Below are 21488 nucleotides of genomic sequence, written 5' to 3'. Positions count from 1 at the left end.
TCAGCGACAGGCTTCGTTGACACGATCGTCGAAGCGGCGGCTCGTAGCGAAGTCTCGCTTCAGGCCGAGGCGTGCGTAGGCGCGATCGCGCGCCACCTTGGCGCGTTCGCAGGCCTCGGGGTCGCGGTGGATCGAGATGACCGCACCCAACGATGCCGGGCGGATGCGCGCGTGTTTCTTATGTGGTGCCGCCACGCCCGTCCTGTTCGCCGTGCTGGGCGTGGCGCCGGTGACGGGGAGCGGCGGGTCTTTCGGGTAGTCGCGTACCCACTCCGTGCGCTGGTTTGCCGCGCAAGGCGTGGCCTGATAGGTCGTGGCCCCGTTCGTGTCGCGGCATTTGTGGATGGGATCGTCCGCCCAGGTGGACGTGCCGATACACACCAGGACGCACGCCAGCACGACGCGCGATTCGTGCGAGGACGACGAAAGGGTCATGGGGGCGCCTTGGGACGGAGGATGCAGGATCCCGCCTCCCGGCGCCGCATCGGGATAGGCACAGGCCGCGACGGGCTATCAGGAATTCCCGCCCGTTCACCGGTTCGTCACCCGACGCGGTGCGAGATGGCGGTGTCCCCTTCATGGGCTTCGCCATGACGACCGCTTACCTTTACCTCAATGCCGGGCTTTATTTGCTGCTCGCAGGCTGGTGTACCTTCGCACCGGCACGCACCGCAGCGGCCCTGGGCTATAGGGCGCTCAGCCGTTCCGGGCAGACCGAGTACCTGACGATCTACGGAGGCCTGCAACTGGGGTTGGCGTTCCTGTTCGCCTGGTTCGCCTGGACGCAGCAGATGCGCACGGGGCTGGTGATCGCGATCGCGGTCTACCTACCCATCGTGGTCTACCGCAACCTGAGCCTGCTGCGCTGGTGGCCCGTGGAGCCCACCACGCTGCTGCTGGCCATCACCGAATGGCTGATGCTGGCCGCGGCCCTGTGGCTGTGGTGGCAGGGCCGCGCCGTCTAAAGCAGGTTACGATCAGAAGCTGATCGGCAGGCGCGCCGTGAAGGTCAGGTCCGGCGTGTCGCGGGTCACGCCGACACCCAGCGCGACGTTGAGCGAGGTGCGGTCGCTGAAGCGGTAGGTGCCGCCGAGCAGCAACGTGCCGAGGGTCGTGCGTACCGCGCCGGCAACCTCCTGGCCGTCCTGCTCGGTCTTGTCGACGATGCTCTGGTCGTAGCCGATGCTGATGGCGGCCTTCTCGTTGAGAGCCAGGCCCATGCCCAGGTTGAAGCCCAGGATGTCGCCCGCCTTGATGTCGCCGAGGAATTCCGTCTGCCCGCCGAGCACGCGCCGCGACACATCGCTGCGCTTGAAGTTGTGCAGGTAGCTGAGGCTGCCGAAGAACACGACCGGGTCGGACGGGTACAGCCAGGTGATGCCCGGTTGCACGGCGTTGAAACCGCTGCCGGTGGGCAGGTCCAGCGGCAGGCCCGTGCCGGTGGTGTTGGCCACGCAGCGCGTCACGCAGTCCGTCGTCACCTCGAACAGGTCCTTGCCGGTACGGCTCTTGTAGCGCAGCCATGCGATGTAGAACGGCTTGTCGGGCCCGCCCCGGTTGAGCTGGTAACGCCCGGTGAGCTCGACATCGCCGATGCCGCTACCGCGCGCGTTGAACACGCGGTCCTGCGCCGAACCGGTGAAGATCTCGCGGCTCACGGTATCGCTGTGGATGTAAACGTAAGGCAGCTTGGCTTCCACTTCCATCCGTCGACTGACACCATAGCGGCCGGTGAGCGTCGCGACGGCGGTCGTGGTCTTGACCTGGCGTACGTCGATCAGGCCGATCAGGATCGCCGGGATGATGGTGTAGCCCACCAGCGCCACGCGATCGTTGGCCGAGTAGCCGTACTGCAGCGACGGCTCCAGCACCAGTTTGCCCTTGGGTGTCAGCACGCCGGGCTGATCGAAGATCTGGGCCACTTCCGGCGGGCGCGAATCGCTTTCCGGTGCCTGACCGACCCGTTCGGGCGCCTGTGCCTGGGCCGTCTGCGTGCCTTGGGCCTGCGCCACGGGACGTGTCTGCGGCGCTGCGGCTTGCGCATACGCTGGCGCTTGTGGCGCGTGCTGTGCTTGCGCGCCCTGTTGCGGCGCGGGCCCCACCACGATGTAGGGCTGCGATGGCGGCACGTCGCGGAAGGTCGGGGCCTGGTTGAGCGAGGGCACTATCACCGGCGTGGGCGCGCCGCGCGCGCGCGCGTTGGCGAGCACTTCTTCGTTGAGTGCGTTCTGCAGGTTGAAGATCTGCTGCTCCTGCGCCTGCATCAGCGCGCGCATCTGCTCCAGGCGCTGGGTCTGCTCGTTGAGCTGCCGCTGCAACGCGTCCAGCCGCGCGTCCGCGGTGATTTCGTAGGGCTGCAACGGAACGGGCGGCGATTCCGCTACCGGGATCGGCACGACGCCGAGCGGCTCCTGTGCCCTCGCCTGCCCCGCCACGCCCAGTCCCACGGCCAGCGCGAGCGGTGCCACCTCGATCAACGACGTCCCTTTCATGATGTTCCCCTTGTATAGGTAGGTGCCGCGTCGGTTGGGGCTCAAGGCCCGCCGGGTGCGCGGAGCAGCGCGTCCGTCAGCGCGCCGTTGGCGTTGAGGTTCTGGTATGCGCCGAGCGCGTCGGTGCCGACCTCGACACGTGTCAGCGTGCGGATGTCCTGGTCGTCGAGCGTGTTCTGGATGACGATGCCGCCGGCGATCTGGGCCGGATCGAAACGGTTGCCTTCGCCGATCTGCACCACCAGCCCACGGTTGAAGTCGGCTAGTGCCTGCGCCTGCTCGGGCGTGATGCGTGCCACGTCGGGTACCTGCACGGCGATGCGCGCGGTGACTTCACCATTGAGGTAGACCACGCGCTCGATGCCGAACGACAGCATCATGCCCGAGGGCATCTGGAAGCCGCCGCGCATCTGCGCCAGGCGGGCCGGGTCTACCGGACGCCATTCCGCGCCAAGCTCACCGCTCTGCCCTCGCGCACCGGAAGGTGCAAACAACACGGCCGCGAGCAACGCGACCCGCCATGCGGGGTGTCGGATCCTGTCCATGTCAGATGTCTCCTGGTCCGCGCCGGGGCACGGTGATGTTGCGCAGGCCATCGCGCTGGATTCCCATGTCGAGCGGCGCCGGAGGTGCGGTCTGCCAGTCGCGGGCCTGGTTGAAGCGGGCTTCGTCCCGTCGGTTGTGGACAACGAACATCACCCGGTTGTCCCACAGCGCTTCGAAGCGCGAGCGCGGCATCGCCCGGGTACCGCGAGCGGGGTCGCCGAGCAGCACGCGTCCGTTGCGCAACCCCTTCACCACCACGAAGTGCCGGTAGCCGCGGTCGTTGAGCAGCACAATCGCCGGCACGTTCTCTTCCTGCAGCTTGTCCAATGGCAATTCGAAGCCATCGGCCTCGTAGCCTTTGGAGCGCAGGTAACGACGCATGTCGAGCAGGGAGAAACCTTCCTTTCGGATCCTCGCTTGGTCGCCGTTGTTGTACATCTGCACGAAGACGTCCACCTCGCTGACGGGGTGGCCGTACTGGTGCGTGAGCAGCGTCGCGGTGGCCGCCGAGCCGCAGCTGAAGTCGTACTGCTGCGGCTGCGTGGTCTTGAAGCGCGCTTCCTTCAGGCTGGTCAGGCGTATCTGGTAACCCCCATGCGGAATGCGCAGGTCGGTGGTGGCTGCCGACGCACCGCCCAGCACCGCGAACGCGCAGGCGATCGCGACGCTACGCAGCCTGTGGCGCGGCCGCCGTGTCATGGCGGTCCGCCGCCGACGAAATCGACGGTCACGATCATCGCGTTCTGGATCAACACGTTGTTGCCGGTGTTCTGAATGACGGTGTTGATGCCGCTGGCATTGTTGAATGCGCCGTCCGCAATGCTGTTCGTGCCGGTGTTGACGTGGTGCGCGGTATTGCCGTCCACCGAACCGTCCACGTCCACCAGGTTTTCCACCTGCGTGCCATCACCGCCGCGAAGTCCTGCCAACCGGCCAGGATCGACGGTGCGCCCGAGCTCACTGACGGGCTTGAACGGCACCTGCATCGGCGCGGGTTCGATGATCGGTTCCTGCCGTGGCGCTACGCCCACCACCACCACATCCGCGGCCCACGCCGCAGATGCGAAAGCGCAAGCGCCCAGGACTGCCAGGCGCAGTCCGTTCCGTTGATGCGTAAGCATGGTCAGTCTCCCTTGCCATGCGTTCCCCGTGCAGCCAGGCAACGTCCCGCCGTCGGCGGGACGTTGGCGTCCGCGCGGAATGCCCCGGCCGCGAGACCGGGGCATCTGCGGAGCGCTTATGGGCCTACGGTCAGGTTGGCTTGCACGGTGATGCCTTGCTGGATCAGCGAGGCCATGCCGCTGTTTTGTGCGGCCACCATGATGCCGGCTGCGGATTGGCCGACGCTCGTCATGTTGTTGGACATGTCGAACGTGCCGGCGTCGACGGTAAGTGCACCGCCCGCGCCGCCTGCCCCACCGGTTGCGCCGTTGCCGACGCCGCCATTGCCGTCACCGCCGTTGCCGTCGCCGCCGTTGCCGACGCCGCCTGCGCCGCCGGTCGCACCGACCGCACCACTGGCGCCGTCGCCGGCCGTGGCATCGCCGTTGCTCGCACTCGATGATGCGCCGCCGTTGGTGGCATCGCCGTTGGTGGCATCGCCACCGTCGCCGCCGTCGCCCGCGGTCGCCGTCAGCGTGCCGCCCGCGCCACCGGTCGCGGTACCGGCACCGCCGGTGGACGTGGCGTCGCCGCCCGTGCCACTGCCAGCGCCGCCCGTGCCCGAGCCGTCGCCACCGGTCCCGGTGCCGTCGCCGGACATGCCCGCCCCGGCCGTTGCCGTGCTCGCGCCACCGGTCGAAGTCGCATCGCCCGAAGTGCCTGCGCCGCCGGTGGCCGTGCCGTCGCCGCTCGTGCCGTCACCGGCACCGCGTTCGCGTACATTGCCGCTGCCGGCGCCCGCATCGCCACCGGACGCACCGGCGATCGAGCCGGTATCGCCGCTCGCGCTGCCAGCGTCGCCGCCGGATGCGCCACTGGCGCCGCCGCCGTCACCGCCCCAGCCACCGGCGTCGCCGCCGCGACCACGACCGTTACCTGCCGTCGCATCGCCGTCGCCGCCCCAACCGCCTGCGTCGCCGCCATTCGCGCCACGGGTGTCGTCGGTGTTGCCGCCGCGTCCACCGTTGCCGGCCGTCGCATCGCCGATGGTCGCGCTGCCGTTGGACGAATCGCCCGCGGTCGCACTGCCGTTGTTGGCGTCGCCGCCGCTGCCGCCATTGCCACCGCTGCCGCCGTCGCCGCCATCGCCACCGTTACCGGTGCCGCCATCCGCCGATCCGCCGTAGCCCTTGCCGCCGTAGCCCGCGCCGCCGCGTCCACCGTCGCCACCGTTGGCGTTGCCCCAGTTGTTGGCGACATTGCCGATGCCGTACACGGTCACGCCCGAAACGCTGCCTTCGAGCCGCGTTTCGGCCACGGCCTTGCTGTGGTTGAAGGAGTTGGAGAAGGTCGAGGTCGCGGTGCTGCCGTTGTTGGCGGCGGTGGAACCGAAGCCTTCCGCATTCGCGCGCCCGCGGTTGTCGCGGTTGTCGCCGTCATGCGTGCTGTTGTCGCTGTGGTCCGAGTTGTCGGAGTTGTCGCTGTTGTCCGAGTTGTCCGAGTTGTCCGTGTTCGTACTGTTGTTGCTCAGATCCGCGGCGATGTTGACGAGGATGTCGTCGCCCCGCCCGTTCTCGGTGTTGGTCTGTTGAGCGAAGGCCTGTCCCGTCGTTCCGAGCGCCAGCAGCACGGCTGATGCGATCAGTGTCTTGCGAATGCACATAGTGAGTCTCCTTGTGGCCGCTCCGGAGCCCAGGGGAAGCCCTGAAAAGCGACGGGGGTCACATTCCCATAGCATTCGTTAGCCGTTTTCGGCTCAGACGTTAAATTTCCGTTTTCCTATAAGCCGCTCGTCCGCGCACTGCAGGTAACTGAAACATAGGGAATTCTGGTGGCCGCGCCGTGGCTGAGCCTGCGTTTCCGCCTGCGCGGTCTCAGCTGGGCATCGATACGGCATCGGCCAGCCGCGCGCCCATCCAGACCAGCAGCAGTCCCGCGACCAGGGTGATGGCGAGGTAGCCCATCATCATCGGCGGACGACCGCTTCGCGCGAACAGCAGGCACTCCACCATCAGTGCGGAATAGGTGGTCAACGCGCCCAGTACGCCCACGACAAGGAAGGCGCGCCAGTACACCGCGGACGCACCGCGCGCTTCGAGCCAGATGACGAGGAAGCCGGCCGCGAACGAGCCGATCATGTTCACGGCGAACGTGCCCCAGGGGAATCCGTTGCCGAGGTGTCGGAGCAGCAGGCCGCCGAGCGCGAAACGCCCCGCCGCGCCCAACGCGCCGCCGGCCATCACCAGCAGCAGTTGCTGCCACCCCACCATCGCGCTCACCGGCATGCAGCCACTCCCCTCGTGATCAGTCGTCGCGGCCGGCCTGCCGGCGCGCCTGGCGGCGTGCGTCGCGCAGGCGGTCGAGTTTTTCCTTCAGCTTGATCTCCAGACCGCGTTCGACGGGCTGGTAGTACACGCGCTCCCCCATCGCGTCGGGGAACGCCGTCTGGTCCAGCGCGATTCCGCCTTCCGCATCGTGGTCGTACTGATAGCCTGTGCCGTAACCCAGCGACTTCATCAGTTTGGTCGGCGCGTTGCGCAGATGCATAGGCACTTCTTGCGTGCCGTGCTCGCGCACGTCGGCCTTGGCTGCATTGAAGGCCATATACCCTGCGTTCGACTTGGCGGTACTCGCCAGGTAGATCACCAGTTGCGCGAGGGCAAGATCGCCCTCCGGGCTGCCGAGGCGTTCATAGGTATCCCACGCATCGATCGCCATCTGCAGGGCGCGCGGATCGGCCAGGCCGATGTCCTCCACCGCCATCCGGGTCATGCGGCGCGCCAGATAGGCCGGATCGCAACCGCCGTCGAGCATGCGGGCCAGCCAGTACACCGCGCCGTCCGGATTGGAGCTGCGCACCGCCTTGTGCAGGGCGGAGATCTGGTCGTAGAACTGTTCGCCGCCCTTGTCGAAGCGGCGTGTGCGGTCGGCCAGCACCTGCACTAGTGTCTGTGGCGTGATGCGGCCGCCTTCGTCGACGGCCAGTTCCGCCGCGATTTCCAGCAGCGTGAGCGCGCGCCGCACATCGCCATCGGCCGCGCCCGCGATTTCAAGCAGGGCGGCGGCGTCGACCTGCAGCCCTTGCCCACCCAGGCCATGTTCGGCGTCGTCGAGGGCAGCCTGCAGCGCCTGGCGGATGTCGTCGGGCGAGACGGCCTCCATCACGTGCACGCGGCACCGCGACAGCAAGGCGGAGTTCAATTCGAACGACGGGTTCTCGGTGGTGGCACCGACGAAGATGATCGTGCCTCGCTCGATATGCGGCAGGAACGCATCCTGCTGCGCCTTGTTGAAGCGATGCACTTCGTCCACGAACAACACGGTGCGACGCCCGCTGGCGAAACGCTGGGCGGCTTCCGCAAGCACCTGACGCACCTCCGGCAGGCCGGAAAGCACCGCGGAAATCGCCTTGAACTCGGCGTCGGCATAACGCGCCAGCAGCAGCGACAACGTCGTCTTGCCGCACCCCGGCGGGCCCCACAGGATCATCGAATGGACACGCCCGCTTTCCACGGCGCGACGCAATGCACTGCCAGGCGCGAGCAGCCGTCGCTGCCCGACCATATCGTCGAGGGTGCGCGGACGCATGCGCTCGGCAAGCGGGCGCAGCGTCTCGGTATCGACACTCAACAGATCGGGCGGCGGTTCAATGGGAGTGCGTGTCCTGGCCACGCGTCATTGTAACGTCGCCCCCGAGCCACTTGGCTGGATGTTCAATCAGGGGCCGCCGACCACATCCACGCCTTTACCCGGCGCGTACTTGAAAGTGCCCGCGGAGAAGGCCGGATTGCGCTTCCAGCCGGTGAAGCTGATCTCGGTGCGCTGGCCCACGGCGTCCTTCACTTCCATCTTGACCAGCGTGCCGTTGGTGAAGGCCAGGCGCGCGGTCTGGAAGCTGGCATCGCCTTCCTGCTTCGGCGTCAGGGTCAGCCACTGCACCCCGCCTTGTCCCGCGGCCTCGGCGACCTTGAACTGCTGGTCGAGCTTGCCCGGGTCGATCAACGCGGCAAGCGGGCTGTTCTCTTCCTCGATGCCCTGCTCGCGCACCGTCGCCTGCTGCAGGTCCGGGTCGTAGACCCACACCTTCTTGCCATCGGCGACGATCAGCTGTTCGTACGGCTTGTTGTATTCCCAACGAAACAGGCGCGGCGCGGACAAGGCTACGCGACCGCTCGAACTTTCTTTCAGCTTGCCGCCGCCGTCGTACACCTTCTGGGTGAACTGGCCATCCAGCCCCTTCAGGCCGGTGGTGAACGCCTTCAGCTCATCGCGCGCGCCGGCGAAGGCGCTGGTGGCGAACAGGGCGGTAGCAAGGACGGCAAAGCGTGCGGTGCGGAGCATGATGCGTTCCGGGTTGGGGACGTGGTACGGAGTGTGCGGGGATGAAACTGAACAGGCTGCAGACTCGGCGGCGCTGCCGACGGGTTCGTTCAGCCGGCAGGTCAGCGCGGCGGGGGCGGCGCCAGCACCTGGCGGTCGCCATTGTGTTCCGGCGGGCTCACCACCCCCGCGGCTTCCATGGCTTCGATCAAGCGCGCAGCGCGGTTGTAGCCGATCTTGAGACGGCGCTGAACGCCAGAAATCGACGCGCGACGGCTTTCGGTCACGATCTTGACCGCCTCGTCGTACAGCGGGTCGGACTCGTCGCCACCGCCGCCACCGGATTCGGGCAGACCGGTCGGACCGACGACGATGCCGTCGCCCATCGTCTGGATTTCTTCCAGCACGCCTTCGATGTAGTCGGCGCTGCCGCTGGCCTTGAGGTGTTCGACAACGCGGTGCACTTCCTCGTCGCTGACGAAGGCACCGTGGATACGCTCCGGCATCGCCGTGCCCGGCGGGAGGTAGAGCATGTCGCCATGGCCGAGCAGCGTCTCCGCGCCCGACTGGTCGAGGATCGTGCGCGAATCGATCTTCGAGCTGACCTGAAACGCGATGCGGGTGGGAATGTTGGCCTTGATCAGGCCGGTGATGACGTCCACGGAGGGGCGCTGTGTGGCCAGGATCAGGTGGATGCCCGCAGCGCGCGCCTTCTGCGCCAGCCGTGCGATCAGCTCCTCCACCTTCTTGCCGACGATCATCATCATGTCGGCGAATTCGTCGATGAAGATGACGATGAACGGCATCGGCTCCAGCGGGCGCGGCGCCTCGGCCAGGTCCGGGTTGGGCTTGAACAGCGGGTCCATCAAGGGCTGGCCGGCGTCCATCGCGTCCTTGACCTTCTTGTTGAAGCCGGCCAGGTTGCGCACGCCCACCGCGCTCATCAGCTTGTAGCGGCGCTCCATCTCCGCCACGCACCATCGAAGGCCGTTGGCGGCCTCCTTCATGTCGGTGACCACCGGCGCCAGCAGATGCGGGATGCCCTGGTAGACGCTCAGCTCCAGCATCTTCGGGTCGATCATCAGCATGCGCAGGTCTTTCGGCGAGGCCTTGTACAGCAGGCTCAGCACCATCGCATTGACCGCCACCGACTTGCCCGACCCGGTGGTACCGGCGACCAGCAGGTGCGGCATGCGCGCAAGGTCGGCCACGGTCGGGCGCCCGGCGATGTCCTTGCCCAACGCCAGCGTCAGCACGCTGCCGGACTTGTCGTATTCCTTGGAGCGCAGCAGCTCGGAGAGGAAGATCATCTCACGGCTGGTGTTGGGGATCTCCAGGCCGATCACCGACTTGCCGGGGATCACGTCCACCACGCGCACCGACTTCACCGACAGGCCGCGGGCGATGTCCTTGTCCAACGAACTGATCTGGCTGACTTTCACGCCGGGGGCCGGCTCCATCTCGAAGCGGGTGATCACCGGGCCTGGATAGGCGCCGACCACCTGGGCGTCGATGCGGAAATCCTTGAGCTTGAACTCGATCTGTCGCGACAGGGTTTCCAGGGTTTCTTCCGAATACCCTTTGGTCTGCGGCTTGGGATCGTCCAGCAGGGACAGCGGCGGCAAGCCGGACTCGTCACCGCCGGTGCCGTGGAACAACGGGATCTGCTGCTCGCGCTTGGCGCGCTCGCTCTTCTCGACGACCGCCGGTGCGGGCGGTTCGATCTTGACCGGCTCGCGCTTGGCGCGGGCGATGGCGTCGGTCTTGCGGACGGTCTCGCGCTCTTCGCGCATCGCGCGCGTCTGCTGCCATTCGTTGGCCTGCTGGCTGCCGCGACGGAACAGGTCCGGCAGTATCAGCACGTACTTGCCGATGCGCTCCATCACCGCGAACCACGACAGTCCGGTGGCCAGCGTTACCGAGGTGAGGAACAGCACCAGCAGGAACAGGTTGCCCCCGAGCCCGCCGAACAGCTTGAGCAGCGACTTGCCGACCAGCGTGCCGAGGATGCCGCCTGCGCCTGCGGAAAAGTGCTCGGCAGGTACGCCGCGCAGATGCAGCAGGCCGGTGGCTGAGATCAGGAAGGCCACCATGCCGATGAGTCGCAGCGCCGGGCCGAGATCCGCGTTGCCGTCCCCGTCGGTGTCCATGCCGAACAGTGCGATCCAGGCGATCGCGCCCAGGATCAGGGGCAGCAGGAAGGCCACGTAGCCGAACAGCCACAGCAACATGTCGGCCAGGTAGGCCCCGGCCAAGCCGCCCATGTTGTGCACCGGTGCGGTCAGGCTGCCGGATTGCGACCAACTGGGGTCTTGCGGCGAGAAGGTGAAAAGGCTGGCCAGCAGATACAACAACAAAGGGGCAATGGCGATCAGCGCGAGGTCGCGCCATAAGCGCTGCCGGCGCGGGTTGGGCGCGGCCGTCTGCTTACGCGTGGCCGCGGGGGCAGCTTTCGTTTTGCCATTGTCCGGGAGCTGCTTCGCCACCTTTGGACCAGACCTTAGGAAATTTCTGTTAGTGATTGATAGTAAACGAATCGTAGGCGCTACAACAGCGGGTATTTCGGGACAGGTTATCGGCTGGCCGAACGCCGGATAGCAAAAACGCCGCGCAGTCGCGCAGCGTCTTCGATAAAGCGTATCGGGGTCCGGCCCGCATCACCGCTTTCCATCTGCGTGCCTTGATTCGCCGGATACGCACCGCCACTCTATGGGCCGGCGAACGATGCGTTGATGCGTCGTTGCCTGCCCGATCACCCTTTTCGCGAGTATACATGAGCACTTCGAAGCACTGCCGCCTGTTGATCCTGGGCTCCGGCCCCGCTGGCTGGACCGCTGCCGTCTACGCGGCCCGTGCCAACCTCAAGCCTGTCGTGATCACCGGCCTGCAGCAGGGCGGCCAGCTGATGACGACCACCGAAGTGGATAACTGGCCTGGCGATGCGCACGGGCTCATGGGGCCGGACCTGATGACCCGCATGCAGGCGCATGCCGAACGCTTCGAAACCGAGGTCATTTTCGACCACATCCATACCGCCGACCTGTCCAAGCGCCCCTTTAAACTGATCGGCGACAGCGGCGAGTACACCGCCGACGCACTGATCATCGCCACTGGCGCCACGGCCAAGTACCTGGGCCTGCCGTCGGAGGAAGCGTTCAAGGGCCGCGGCGTGTCCGCGTGCGCCACCTGCGACGGCTTCTTCTACCGCGACCAGGACGTGGCGGTCATCGGCGGCGGCAATACGGCCGTGGAAGAGGCGCTGTACCTGGCCAATATCGCGCGCAAGGTCTACCTGGTGCACCGCCGCGACACGCTGCGTGCGGAGAAGATCATGCAGGACAAGCTGTTCGCCAAGATCCAGGCGGGCAAGATCGAGCCGGTGTGGCACCACACGGTGGACGAGGTGCTGGGCAACGAGGCCGGCGTGACCGGCCTGCGGGTGAAGTCGGTGCTGGACGACAGCACGCGCGAGATCGATATCCACGGCTTCTTCGTGGCCATCGGGCACACACCCAATACCAGCCTCTTCGAGGGCCAGCTCGACATGAGCAATGGCTACCTGAAGATCCGCTCGGGCATCGAGGGCAACGCGACTGCCACCACCATTCCGGGTGTATTCGCTGCAGGCGACGTGACCGACCAGCACTACCGGCAGGCCATCACCTCCGCCGGCTTCGGCTGCATGGCGGCGCTGGATGCGGAGCGCTTCCTCGACAAGGACGCCTGATACGCGGCGCGAGCGCTCCCACGGATGGACAAGCTCCAACTCAAGTACTGCATCTATTACGGAAGCTGGCTGGTCTGGCCGTTCATGGCCTGGCTGGCCTGGCGACTACGCCAGCGCGAGCGGCGCTGGCTGGTCGCGACGCTGTTGGTGGGCTGCCTGGTCTTCGCCTGGGCGCGCTTTGTCGAGCCGCAACGCATCCGTGTGCAGGAGACCGTGCTCGCCGGTACCGGCAGCACCGCGCGCGTGGTGCTGATCAGCGATATCCACCTGGGTGTGTACAAAGACCGCGCTTACCTCCAGCGGCTGGTCAATCGCATCAATACCCTGCAGGCCAATGCGGTGGTGATCGCCGGCGATTTCACCTACGAACCCGATCGTCAGCCACTGGCGCCGATGTTCGCCCCGCTGGCGGCGCTGCAGGTGCCTACCTATGCCGTGCTCGGCAACCATGATCAGCAGGCGCCGGGCCCGGATGTCGATGCGGAACTGCGCGCGGCCTTGGCTTCGCATGCGGTACAGATCATTGAAGGTCGTTCGGTGACGCTGAAGGGCTTTCGCCTTGCCGGCTTGGGGGATCGCTGGGCCCACAACGACGATCCGACGTTCCTCTTCGCGGCGCCCTCCTCCTTGCCCACGCTGGTGCTGACCCACAATCCCGATAGCGCGATCGCGCTGGGACCGGACCAGGCGGCGCTGGTCATGGCCGGACACACACACGGTGGGCAGATCCGCATTCCGTGGCTATACCGGAAGGTGATCCCGAGCCGGTACGGCTTCGATCGCGGGCAACAGTACCTGCGCACACCCCACGGCTCGGTGCGTGTCTACACCACCGTCGGGACGGGCGAGATCGGCCTGCCGATGCGACTATTCAACCCGCCGACCATCGACGTGTTGGACCTGCGTCCGTAGCATCGCCATGATGCCGGCCGTTCGTTTCCTCGCTTCGCTTGCCGATGTGCCCGCTTCCGCCTGGGATGCGCTGCACGATGCCCGCAATCCGTTCGTATCCCACGCGTTCCTGCAGGGGCTGGAGGCCACCGGCTGCCTGCGAGCGGACTGGGGATGGCGTCCGCACCATGCCTCGCTATGGGACGGCGATCGGCTGGTCGCTGCGGCGCCGGGTTACCTCAAGGACAACTCGCACGGCGAGTTCGTGTTCGACCATGCCTGGGCGCACGCGTATGCACAGCACGGGCTGGACTACTACCCGAAATGGCTGGGCGCAGTGCCGTACTCACCGGTCACCGGCCCGCGTCTGCTTGCGTCGGACCCGGCAGATCGTCCGGCCCTGCTGGCGGCGATCCAAGACGAGGCGCGGCGGCTGGGGGTGTCGTCCGCCCACGTCAATTTTCACGCCGATGGCGACGATGAGGCGTTCTCCGACGCGTGGTCGCCCCGTCTCGACGTGCAATACCACTGGAGAAACCCCGGTCACTGGCGCGCGTTCGATGACTTCCTGGCCGACCTGGACCACAAGCATCGCAAGAACATCAGACAGGAACGCGCCAAGGTCGAACGCGCGGGCGTGACGTTCCGCATCGTCCATGGCGACGAGGCACAGGACGCCGATCTGGAGGCGATGTACCGGTTCTACCTGGGGACGTTCCGCGATTACGGCAACTCGCCCGCGCTGACGCTGGCCTTCCTGCGCCACCTCGCGTCGACCCTGCGACGCGGGCTGGTGATCTTCCTCGCCGAGCACGCTGGCAGGCCGATCGCGGGCGCGCTATGCCTGCGCGGAGGCGAGACCCTATATGGCCGCTACTGGGGCGGCGATGTGCAGCTGCCCGGACTGCATTTCGAAACCTGTTACTACCAGGGCATCGCCTATTGCCTGCGCGAGGGGCTCACGACGTTCGAACCCGGCGCGCAGGGCGAGCACAAGATCGCCCGCGGGTTCCTGCCCACCTTTGTGCGGTCGCGGCACTGGATCTCGCAACCGGATTTCGCGCGGGCCCTGGCGGCCTGGTGCGAAGAAGAGGCCACGGCGGTGCGTCGCTACGCCCGAACGCTGCAAGGCCATTCGCCGTTCAAGCAACGCGACTGACGCCGCGATCTAGGCGGCGACTACAATCCTGCGCATGCGCCATCGGCCCTTCGTGCTGCCCTCCGATCCCTACGCACCGTTTCCTCCGGCAAGCAGCGCCCTGCGCGATCCGGACGGTTTGCTGGCCATCGGGGGCGATCTGTCGCTGCCTCGCCTGCTCAACGCCTATCGCGCGGGCGTGTTCCCATGGTTCTCATCGGGCCAGCCGCCGTTGTGGTGGTCGCCCGACCCGCGCACCGTCTTCGCGACGACGGGCGTCCGCCTGTCCTCGCGCTTTCGACGCGAGCTACGCCGATCCCCCTGGACGATCCGCGCCGATACCGCCTTCGAGCGCGTGATCACCGCTTGCGCGCAGGCGCCCCGGGCGGGACAGGACGGCACTTGGATTACGTCAGGCATGCGACAGGCCTATATCGACCTGCACCATGCCGGGCACGCGCATTCGGTCGAGGTCTACGAGGGCGATACGTTGGTCGGGGGCATCTACGGCGTCGCGTTGGGCCGGATGTTCTTTGGCGAGAGCATGTTCAGCGCACGCTCCGGCGGATCGAAAACCGCGCTGGCGGGTCTGGCGCATCGTTTGCATGCCTGGGGATGGCCCCTGATAGATGCGCAGGTGGAGAACCCCCACCTGCTGTCGCTGGGCGCGCAGAGGATGCCGCGCGCGGCATTCCTGGAGGCGGTGACGAGGCTGGTCGAGCGCCCCGGGATTGAAGGTGCATGGACATCGTCGTTTGACGTCCTGACGGCCGCCGAGCTGGCGCAAGTCCGGGCGCCATAACGGAATTTTTGCACCTGGGCCGTTGCGGGCGTACAATACCCGGCTTTATGGCATCCGCCATTCCTCGCGGCTCAGCACAGGCTTACATGTCGAAAGACGATTCCATTGAGTTCGAAGGCACCGTCACCGAGACGCTGCCCAACACCATGTTCCGGGTCAAACTGGAAAACGGGCACGAAATCATCGCCCACATCTCCGGCCGCATGCGCAAGAACTACATCCGCATCCTGACCGGCGACAAGGTGAAAGTCGAAATGACTCCGTACGACCTGACCAAGGGTCGCATCACTTATCGCATGAAGTAATTCTTGCAAGCATTTGATCTGCAAGGCGGCCGACAGCCGCCTTGTTTGTTTTTGGCGCAGTGGCGGCCGGCCCGGAAGGCCTCGTGACTTCCTTCATTGGGCCACAGGTCACTGGTTCCTCAGGCAGATTCGCGGACTCGCGCCAGCCCCTAACGTGGGCGCCGGCCAATCCAGGCCGCCACCTGACCCCACGCCATGAACGTCCGTCCCGTCCTCACCCTGGCCCTGCTGGGCCTGGCCTCCTTCGCGTCGCACGCGTCTGCCAGCGAATCCGCCACCGAGTGCGTCGATCTGGGTTCCGATCAGGAAATCGTACGGGCCGGCAGTGGCCAGCAAATTTTCCTGCGCGATGGCCAGGCCCATTACCGGATCGGCTTTGCCCGCGCCTGCGATTCCATCCAGCTGACGCCCAGCATCAAGATCAGCACCGACGGGCAGGATAATCGCCTGTGCCCGTCCGGGACCAAGGTCCGCACCAAGCAGGCGAACTGCGCGGTCGACGCGGTGGAGCTGATCAGCGCGGAAGAATTCGCAAAGCGCAAAAAGCGCAGTTCGCGCTGAGTTTATACGGCAACGATGCAATGAAAAGGCGGCCCGAGGGCCGCCTTTTTTCGTCGCCGTAACGCGGCAGACGGTTCACACCGTCGCCGGCAACAGCCGCTCCGGCTCCGCCTGCGCGTCGACCACCAGTTCGCCATCGCGCGCGTCGATGCTGACCCGGCCGCCGTTGACCAGCTTGCCGAACAGCAGCTCGTCGGCGAGCGGCCGCTTCACCTTGTCCTGGATAAGACGCGCCATCGGACGCGCACCCATCAGCGGGTCGAAGCCGTGCTGGGCCAGCCAGTCGCGCGCCGCCGGCGTGGCCGACAGGCTGACATGCTTCTCCTGCAGCAGCATTTCCAGCTCGATGATGAACTTGTCCACCACACGCAGGATGTGGTCGAAGCCCAGACCCTGGAACTGCACGATGGCATCCAGGCGGTTGCGGAACTCCGGCGTGAAGCTGCGGCGGATCACCTCCATCGCATCGGTGGAATGGTCCTGCTGCGTGAAACCGATCGTCCGCCGCGAGGCCTGCGCCGCGCCCGCGTTGGTGGTCATCACCAGGATGACGTTCTTGAAGTTCGCTTCGCGACCGTTGGTATCCGTCAGCACGCCGCGGTCCATGACCTGCAACAGGATGTTGAAGATATCCGGATGCGCCTTTTCCACTTCGTCCAGCAGCAACACACAGTGCGGCGTCTTGACGATCTTCTCGGTCAGCAGGCCGCCCTGGTCGAACCCGACGTAGCCCGGAGGCGCACCGATCAGGCGGCTGACCGAATGCGGTTCCATGTACTCGGACATGTCGAAGCGCACCAGTTCGATGCCCAACTGCAGCGCGAGCTGCTTGGTCACCTCGGTCTTGCCGACGCCGGTCGGGCCAGCGAACAGGAAGTTGCCGATCGGCTTGTCCGGGTTTCCCAGGCCGCTGCGCGCCAGCTTGATGGCCGAGGCAAGCGTCTCGATGGCCGGATCCTGGCCGAAGATCACCATCTTGAGGTTGCGCTCCAGATGCTGCAGCACGTCCTTGTCGGACGAAGACACCTGCTTGGCCGGAATGCGCGCCATCTTGGCGATGATGGTCTCGATCTCCTCGACGTCGATCAGCTCCTTGCGCGTCTCCAGCGGCAACAGCCGCTGGCGGGCACCAGCCTCGTCGATCACGTCAATGGCCTTGTCCGGCAGCAGGCGGTCGCCGATGTGCTTGACCGACAGGTCGACCGCGGCCTGCAGCGCATCGTCGGCATAGGTGACGCCGTGGTGCGCCTCGTACTTGGGCTTGAGGCCCTGCAGGATCTGGTAGGCCTCGCCCACCGTGGGTTCCACGATGTCGATCTTCTGGAAACGGCGTGCGAGTGCGCGGTCCTTCTCGAAGATACCGCGGTATTCCTGGAACGTCGTTGAGCCGATGCAGCGCAACTCGCCGGACGCCAGCGCGGGCTTGATCAGGTTGGACGCATCCATGGTGCCGCCTGAAGCGGAACCGGCGCCGATGATGGTGTGGATCTCGTCGACGAACAGGATGGCGCCGGGGATTTTCTTGATCGAGGCCAGCACGCCCTTCAGGCGCTTCTCGAAGTCGCCGCGGTACTTGGTGCCGGCGACCAAGGCGCCGAGGTCCAATGAGTAGATGACGGCGTCCAGCAGCACGTCGGGCACGTCGCCCTCGACGATGCGCTTGGCCAGCCCCTCAGCCAGCGCGGTCTTGCCCACGCCGGCTTCGCCGACGTACAGCGGATTGTTCTTGCGGCGGCGGCACAGAACCTGGATGGTGCGCTCGATTTCGTCGCCACGCCCCACCAGCGGGTCGATCTTGCCCTGGCGGGCCAGGTCATTGAGATTGCTGGCGAACTCGGTCAGGGCGTCGCCCTTGCCCTCGCCTTCCGCACCCTCGGCCTTGCCTTCGCCTTCCGGATGGCCGGCGGCGTCGTTCTCCTCGCCCTGCTTGGCGATGCCATGCGACAGGTAGTTGACGATGTCCAGCCGGGTCACGTCCTGCTGGTTGAGGAAGTAGACCGCGTGGGAGTCCTTCTCGCCGAAGATGGCCACCAGCACGTTGGCGCCGGTGACCTCCTTCTTGCCCGAGGACTGCACATGGTAGACGGCGCGCTGGAGCACGCGCTGGAAGCCCAGCGTTGGCTGGGTGTCGCGACCGTCGTCTTCCGCCAGGCGGGAAACCGAAGCTTCGATCGCCTGTTCCAGGTCGGCGCGCAGGCGGTTGGCGTCCGCACCCGTGGCTTTCAGGACGGCCTGTGCCGACGGGTTTTCGAGAAGTGCGAGCAGCAGGTGCTCGACGGTCATGAATTCGTGTCGAGCTTCTCGGGCGCGCTTGTAGCACTGGCCGATGGTCTGCTCGAGGTCTTTGCTGAACATGGTTGCCTCCGGGGCCGATGCCGACAATATGCGGCTTGGCGGGCGGTTTTCCATCACCCTACCGGATTTCAGTGTTCAGGGATCGTTACCTTGTGCCACGCGGCGGCGCCCCCACACCGTTCATGCCGGCCCGGCTGTCCCTGCCGGATCCCTCAGGACTTCTCCATCGTGCACAGCAAGGGATGCTGGTTCATACGGGAAAACTCGTTGACCTGGGCCACCTTGGACTCGGCGACTTCGCGGGTGTAGACCCCGCAGACGCCCCGGCCGCGGGTATGCACGTGCAGCATGACCTGGGTGGCCTTTTCCAGGTCCATCGCGAAGAACTGCTGGAGGACCGTGACCACGAAGTCCATCGGGGTGTAATCGTCGTTGAGCAACAGCACCTGGTACAGGGGCGGCGGCGCGACCTCGGGCCGGCTGGTCTCCACCAGCAAGCCGTGGTCGCGTTCGTTTTCGTTCTTGCGGGCCATGCGGCGATTATAGGCGCTGGCGCCGTTCGCCGCCGCAGCCGCGCGTTGGACGCCATGCGTGACCCCCGCCACAATGCACGCTCCCGTACACCGAGTCCGCCACGACCATGACATTCGCCCGCTCCGCTGCCGCCGCCCTCGCCTGCGCCGCCCTCGTGGCTGGCATTGCGCATGCCGCCGATGCTTCGGTCGAGGCGCGGCTGAATGCCCGTGGCCTGAAGTTCGAAGTCGATGCCGATGGCGACTACCGGGTGATGTACTCCTACCAGCAGGAGAAGCGGACCCAGTTGGTCTTCGTTTCCGGTTCTACCGAGCAGGTCGGCGGCCTGAGCATCCGCGAGGTGTTCTCGCCCGCCGGCCGGGTGGGGGCCGACGGCATCGACGGTAAGAAGGCGCTTGCCCTGATGGCCGCCAGCCGCGCGCTGAAGCTCGGCAGTTGGGAGATCGACGGCGACGTGCTGGTGTTCGTGATCAAGGTACCCGACAACGTGGATGCCGCCGCCCTGGAAGCAGCCATGGACATCGCCGCGGAAACGGCGGACAACAAGGAAATCGAACTCTCCGGCAACAAGGACGACCTGTAAGTGAGCTATCGCGAAGGACGCTTCTGGCAACCCGACGTCACTGTCGCCACGGTGGTGGTGCGTGACGGCAAGCTGCTGATGGTCGAGGAGCGGGCCCAGGGCCGCCTGGTGTTCAACCAGCCGGCCGGCCACCTGGAGCCTGACGAAAGCCTGCTGGAGGCCGCCCGCCGCGAGACCCTCGAGGAAACCGGCTGGGAGGTCGAATTGACGGCTTTCATCGGCGCTTACCAGTGGAAGGCCGAGAGCGGCCGGCACTATCTGCGTTTCGCCTTCGCCGCCACCCCCGTTCGCCACCAGCCCGAGCGTCCGCTAGACGATGGCATCGTGCAGGCGCACTGGCTGAGCCCGGAGGAACTGCAGCAGCGGGCCGACCGCCATCGCAGCCCGCTCGTGTGGCAGGTCGTCCAGGATTACCTGGGCGGCCGGCGCTCGCCGCTGTCCCTGCTCCAGCACGTGCCGTGAGCGCGCCGCGCATCATCGTCGGCGTGTCGGGGGGCGTCGATTCGTCGGTGGCCGCGTTGCGGCTCGTCCAGCAGGACGAAGCCGTCGCCGGACTCTTCATGCAGAACTGGGCCGACGACGGCACCGGTGAGTGCCGGGCCGAGGACGACCGCCGCGATGCGGTCGCCGTCTGCGGTCGCCTCGGCATCCCGTTTCATTTCCGTGATTTCTCGTCGGAATACTGGCGGGGCGTGTTCGAGCACTTCCTGGCCGAGTACGCGGCCGGCCGTACCCCGAATCCGGACGTGCTGTGCAATCGCGAAGTGAAGTTCAAGCACTTCCTCGACGCTGCCCGCGAGCTGGGCGCCGAAAAGATCGCCACCGGACACTACGCGCGCGTCGACCAGGTCGGCGGACGCTGGCGGCTGCTGCGCGGCATCGATCGCGGCAAGGACCAGAGCTATTTCCTGCACCAGTTGGGCCAGGCGCAGCTGTCGGCGACGTTGTTTCCCATCGGCGAGCTGCAGAAGTCGGACCTGCGCCGCATCGCCCGCGAAGCCGGCCTGCAAACGCACGACAAGAAGGACTCCACCGGCATCTGCTTCATCGGCGAGCGCGATTTCCGCGAGTTCCTCGGCCGTTACCTGCCCGCGCGGCGCGGTGAGATGCGCGACCCGCAAGGCCAGGTGATTGGCGAGCATCCGGGGGTCTTCTACTTCACGCTGGGCCAGCGCGAGGGCCTGCAGATCGGCGGCGTGCGCGGCCGGCCGCAGGCGCCGTGGTATGTCGTGGGCAAGGATGTGGCCCACAACGTGCTGTACGTCGACCAGGACACGCAGAGCCCTTACCTGATGTCCACGCGACTGTGGACCGAATCGGCGCACTGGGTCGCCGGCAGCCCGCCCGCCGGCCATTTCGACTGCACGGCACAGACGCGCTACCGGCAACCGGACGAGCCGTGCCGGGTGCAGGTCCTGGAGGACGGCACGGTCGCGGTGGAATTCGCCACGCCCCAGCGTGCCGTCACGCCGGGACAGTCGCTGGTGCTGTATGACGGGGATGCATGCTTGGGCGGCGCGGTGATCGCGCGCACCGACGCCCCTCTTGAACTGAAACTTGCGGAGCAGGCAGCTTGAGCAATCGATATTCCGACCGCGTGCTCGCCCTCGCCGGGCTGGCGCAGGCCCTCCACCAGGTTCGGCGCATCGCCGAAACCGGCCAGTCCGAATCCTCGGCCGTGCAGGCGTCGCTGGAGAGCGTGTTCCGCATCGATGCCGCCACGCCCGTGGCGGTGTACGGCCGCCTCGGCGACATCGCGCCCGGCCTGCGGGTGCTGCGCAACTACCTGGCGAAGGAAGCCGGCGACGACGCCCTGCCCCGCCTGGCGATGTCGGTACTGCAACTAGAACGGCGCTTCGTGAGCGAAGACAACACGGTACATGCGGTATCGCGGGGCCTGAAGGAGATCGCGCCGCGCGCCGAACAGCAGGGCAGCACGCACCCCGATGTGCTGTCCGCGCTCGGCGGGCTGTACGCCGATACGATCAGCCACCTGCGCCCGCGCGTGATGGTCCAGGGCAATCCGCATTACTTGGGTCAGCCGGGCGTGGTGGCCGAGATCCGGGCCATCCTGTTGGCCGCGGTGCGCTCGGCCGTGCTGTGGCGTCAGTTGGGCGGCACGATGTGGGACTTCGTCTTCGGTCGCCGGCAGATGCTCGAGGCCGTGGACGACTGGTTGGACTGACGTCTCAA

General features: G+C 66.5%; 23 protein-coding genes. 11 read left to right on the top strand and 12 right to left on the bottom strand.

Going from position 1 to position 21488, the window contains the following annotated elements; translation table 11 throughout:
• Complete coding sequence (locus AC23D6_RS09420; RefSeq protein ID WP_487752490.1) at window positions 1–435, bottom strand: hypothetical protein; 435 nt, start codon at window positions 433–435, stop codon at window positions 1–3.
• Window positions 436–590: 155 nt separating this feature from the next.
• On the opposite strand from AC23D6_RS09420, the gene AC23D6_RS09415 reads away from it, so the two are divergent.
• On the top strand, window positions 591–965 hold the full coding sequence (locus tag AC23D6_RS09415) for a DUF4345 domain-containing protein (protein ID WP_487752489.1): 375 nt from the start codon (window positions 591–593) through the stop codon (window positions 963–965).
• A 12-nt stretch (window positions 966–977) separates the two neighbouring features.
• Here AC23D6_RS09415 and AC23D6_RS09410 read toward each other — a convergent pair whose 3' ends face one another.
• The 9 genes from AC23D6_RS09410 to AC23D6_RS09370 all read right to left on the bottom strand — a co-directional run bounded on the left by AC23D6_RS09410 (window position 978) and on the right by AC23D6_RS09370 (window position 10945).
• On the bottom strand, window positions 978–2492 hold the full coding sequence (locus AC23D6_RS09410) for a transporter (protein ID WP_487752488.1): 1515 nt from the start codon (window positions 2490–2492) through the stop codon (window positions 978–980).
• A gap of 41 nt (window positions 2493–2533) precedes the next feature.
• On the bottom strand, window positions 2534–3037 hold the full coding sequence (locus tag AC23D6_RS09405) for a hypothetical protein (protein ID WP_487752487.1): 504 nt from the start codon (window positions 3035–3037) through the stop codon (window positions 2534–2536).
• Between the two features lies 1 nt (window position 3038).
• On the bottom strand, window positions 3039–3737 hold the full coding sequence (locus AC23D6_RS09400) for a C39 family peptidase (RefSeq protein WP_487752486.1): 699 nt from the start codon (window positions 3735–3737) through the stop codon (window positions 3039–3041).
• On the bottom strand, window positions 3734–4159 hold the full coding sequence (locus AC23D6_RS09395) for a hypothetical protein (protein ID WP_487752485.1): 426 nt from the start codon (window positions 4157–4159) through the stop codon (window positions 3734–3736). Before AC23D6_RS09395 ends, AC23D6_RS09400 begins: the two co-directional genes overlap by 4 nt.
• 116 nt (window positions 4160–4275) lie before the next feature.
• On the bottom strand, window positions 4276–5802 hold the full coding sequence (locus AC23D6_RS09390; protein ID WP_487752484.1) for a hypothetical protein: 1527 nt from the start codon (window positions 5800–5802) through the stop codon (window positions 4276–4278).
• A gap of 211 nt (window positions 5803–6013) precedes the next feature.
• Window positions 6014–6418, bottom strand: coding sequence for a fluoride efflux transporter CrcB (gene crcB, locus AC23D6_RS09385; protein WP_487752604.1), 405 nt, complete (start codon window positions 6416–6418; stop codon window positions 6014–6016).
• A gap of 25 nt (window positions 6419–6443) precedes the next feature.
• Window positions 6444–7811, bottom strand: coding sequence for a replication-associated recombination protein A (locus AC23D6_RS09380; protein ID WP_487752483.1), 1368 nt, complete (start codon window positions 7809–7811; stop codon window positions 6444–6446).
• Window positions 7812–7856: 45 nt separating this feature from the next.
• Window positions 7857–8480: an outer membrane lipoprotein periplasmic chaperone LolA gene (lolA, locus tag AC23D6_RS09375; RefSeq protein WP_487752482.1), complete on the bottom strand. Its 624-nt coding sequence runs from the start codon at window positions 8478–8480 to the stop codon at window positions 7857–7859.
• A 101-nt stretch (window positions 8481–8581) separates the two neighbouring features.
• Window positions 8582–10945, bottom strand: a complete 2364-nt coding sequence (locus tag AC23D6_RS09370; protein WP_487752481.1) for a DNA translocase FtsK — start codon at window positions 10943–10945, stop codon at window positions 8582–8584.
• A 287-nt stretch (window positions 10946–11232) separates the two neighbouring features.
• On the opposite strand from AC23D6_RS09370, the gene trxB reads away from it, so the two are divergent.
• The 6 genes from trxB to AC23D6_RS09340 all read left to right on the top strand — a co-directional run bounded on the left by trxB (window position 11233) and on the right by AC23D6_RS09340 (window position 15883).
• Complete coding sequence (gene trxB, locus AC23D6_RS09365; RefSeq protein ID WP_487752480.1) at window positions 11233–12186, top strand: thioredoxin-disulfide reductase; 954 nt, start codon at window positions 11233–11235, stop codon at window positions 12184–12186.
• 24 nt (window positions 12187–12210) lie between these two features.
• Window positions 12211–13098: a metallophosphoesterase gene (locus AC23D6_RS09360; RefSeq protein WP_487752479.1), complete on the top strand. Its 888-nt coding sequence runs from the start codon at window positions 12211–12213 to the stop codon at window positions 13096–13098.
• 10 nt (window positions 13099–13108) lie between these two features.
• The gene (locus AC23D6_RS09355) at window positions 13109–14236 is read left to right on the top strand and encodes a GNAT family N-acetyltransferase (RefSeq protein WP_487752478.1); all 1128 of its coding nucleotides are present in this window, start codon (window positions 13109–13111) and stop codon (window positions 14234–14236) included.
• Window positions 14237–14270: 34 nt separating this feature from the next.
• Window positions 14271–15017 (top strand): leucyl/phenylalanyl-tRNA--protein transferase, encoded by a 747-nt coding sequence (gene aat, locus AC23D6_RS09350; RefSeq protein ID WP_487752477.1) that lies wholly within the window; start codon window positions 14271–14273, stop codon window positions 15015–15017.
• Between the two features lie 86 nt (window positions 15018–15103).
• Window positions 15104–15322 carry a translation initiation factor IF-1 gene (infA, locus tag AC23D6_RS09345; RefSeq protein WP_079726088.1) on the top strand — a complete coding sequence of 73 codons (219 nt, stop codon included), beginning with the start codon at window positions 15104–15106 and terminating at the stop codon, window positions 15320–15322.
• A 195-nt stretch (window positions 15323–15517) separates the two neighbouring features.
• Window positions 15518–15883: a hypothetical protein gene (locus AC23D6_RS09340; protein ID WP_487752476.1), complete on the top strand. Its 366-nt coding sequence runs from the start codon at window positions 15518–15520 to the stop codon at window positions 15881–15883.
• Window positions 15884–15958: 75 nt separating this feature from the next.
• Here the strand turns inward: AC23D6_RS09340 and clpA are convergent, their stop codons facing one another.
• Both clpA and clpS read right to left on the bottom strand, forming a co-directional pair.
• Complete coding sequence (gene clpA, locus AC23D6_RS09335; RefSeq protein WP_487752475.1) at window positions 15959–18238, bottom strand: ATP-dependent Clp protease ATP-binding subunit ClpA; 2280 nt, start codon at window positions 18236–18238, stop codon at window positions 15959–15961.
• A gap of 152 nt (window positions 18239–18390) precedes the next feature.
• Complete coding sequence (clpS, locus tag AC23D6_RS09330; protein ID WP_487752474.1) at window positions 18391–18711, bottom strand: ATP-dependent Clp protease adapter ClpS; 321 nt, start codon at window positions 18709–18711, stop codon at window positions 18391–18393.
• 107 nt (window positions 18712–18818) lie between these two features.
• Between clpS and AC23D6_RS09325 the strand changes: the two genes are divergently transcribed.
• Genes AC23D6_RS09325 through hflD form a run of 4 tightly spaced genes read left to right on the top strand, consistent with a single transcriptional unit; the run spans window position 18819 to window position 21480 of the window.
• Window positions 18819–19295, top strand: a complete 477-nt coding sequence (locus tag AC23D6_RS09325; RefSeq protein WP_487752473.1) for a hypothetical protein — start codon at window positions 18819–18821, stop codon at window positions 19293–19295.
• Window positions 19296–19757 (top strand): NUDIX hydrolase, encoded by a 462-nt coding sequence (locus AC23D6_RS09320; protein ID WP_487752472.1) that lies wholly within the window; start codon window positions 19296–19298, stop codon window positions 19755–19757.
• Window positions 19754–20872: a tRNA 2-thiouridine(34) synthase MnmA gene (gene mnmA / locus AC23D6_RS09315; protein WP_487752471.1), complete on the top strand. Its 1119-nt coding sequence runs from the start codon at window positions 19754–19756 to the stop codon at window positions 20870–20872. Before AC23D6_RS09320 ends, mnmA begins: the two co-directional genes overlap by 4 nt.
• Window positions 20869–21480: a high frequency lysogenization protein HflD gene (gene hflD / locus AC23D6_RS09310; protein ID WP_487752470.1), complete on the top strand. Its 612-nt coding sequence runs from the start codon at window positions 20869–20871 to the stop codon at window positions 21478–21480. The genes mnmA and hflD overlap by 4 nt, the downstream gene beginning before the upstream one ends.
• Window positions 21481–21488: the final 8 nt, after the last annotated feature.

Source organism: Pseudoxanthomonas sp. G3 (genome assembly GCF_057654715.1).
This window is presented reverse-complemented; position numbering and strand designations above follow the sequence as displayed.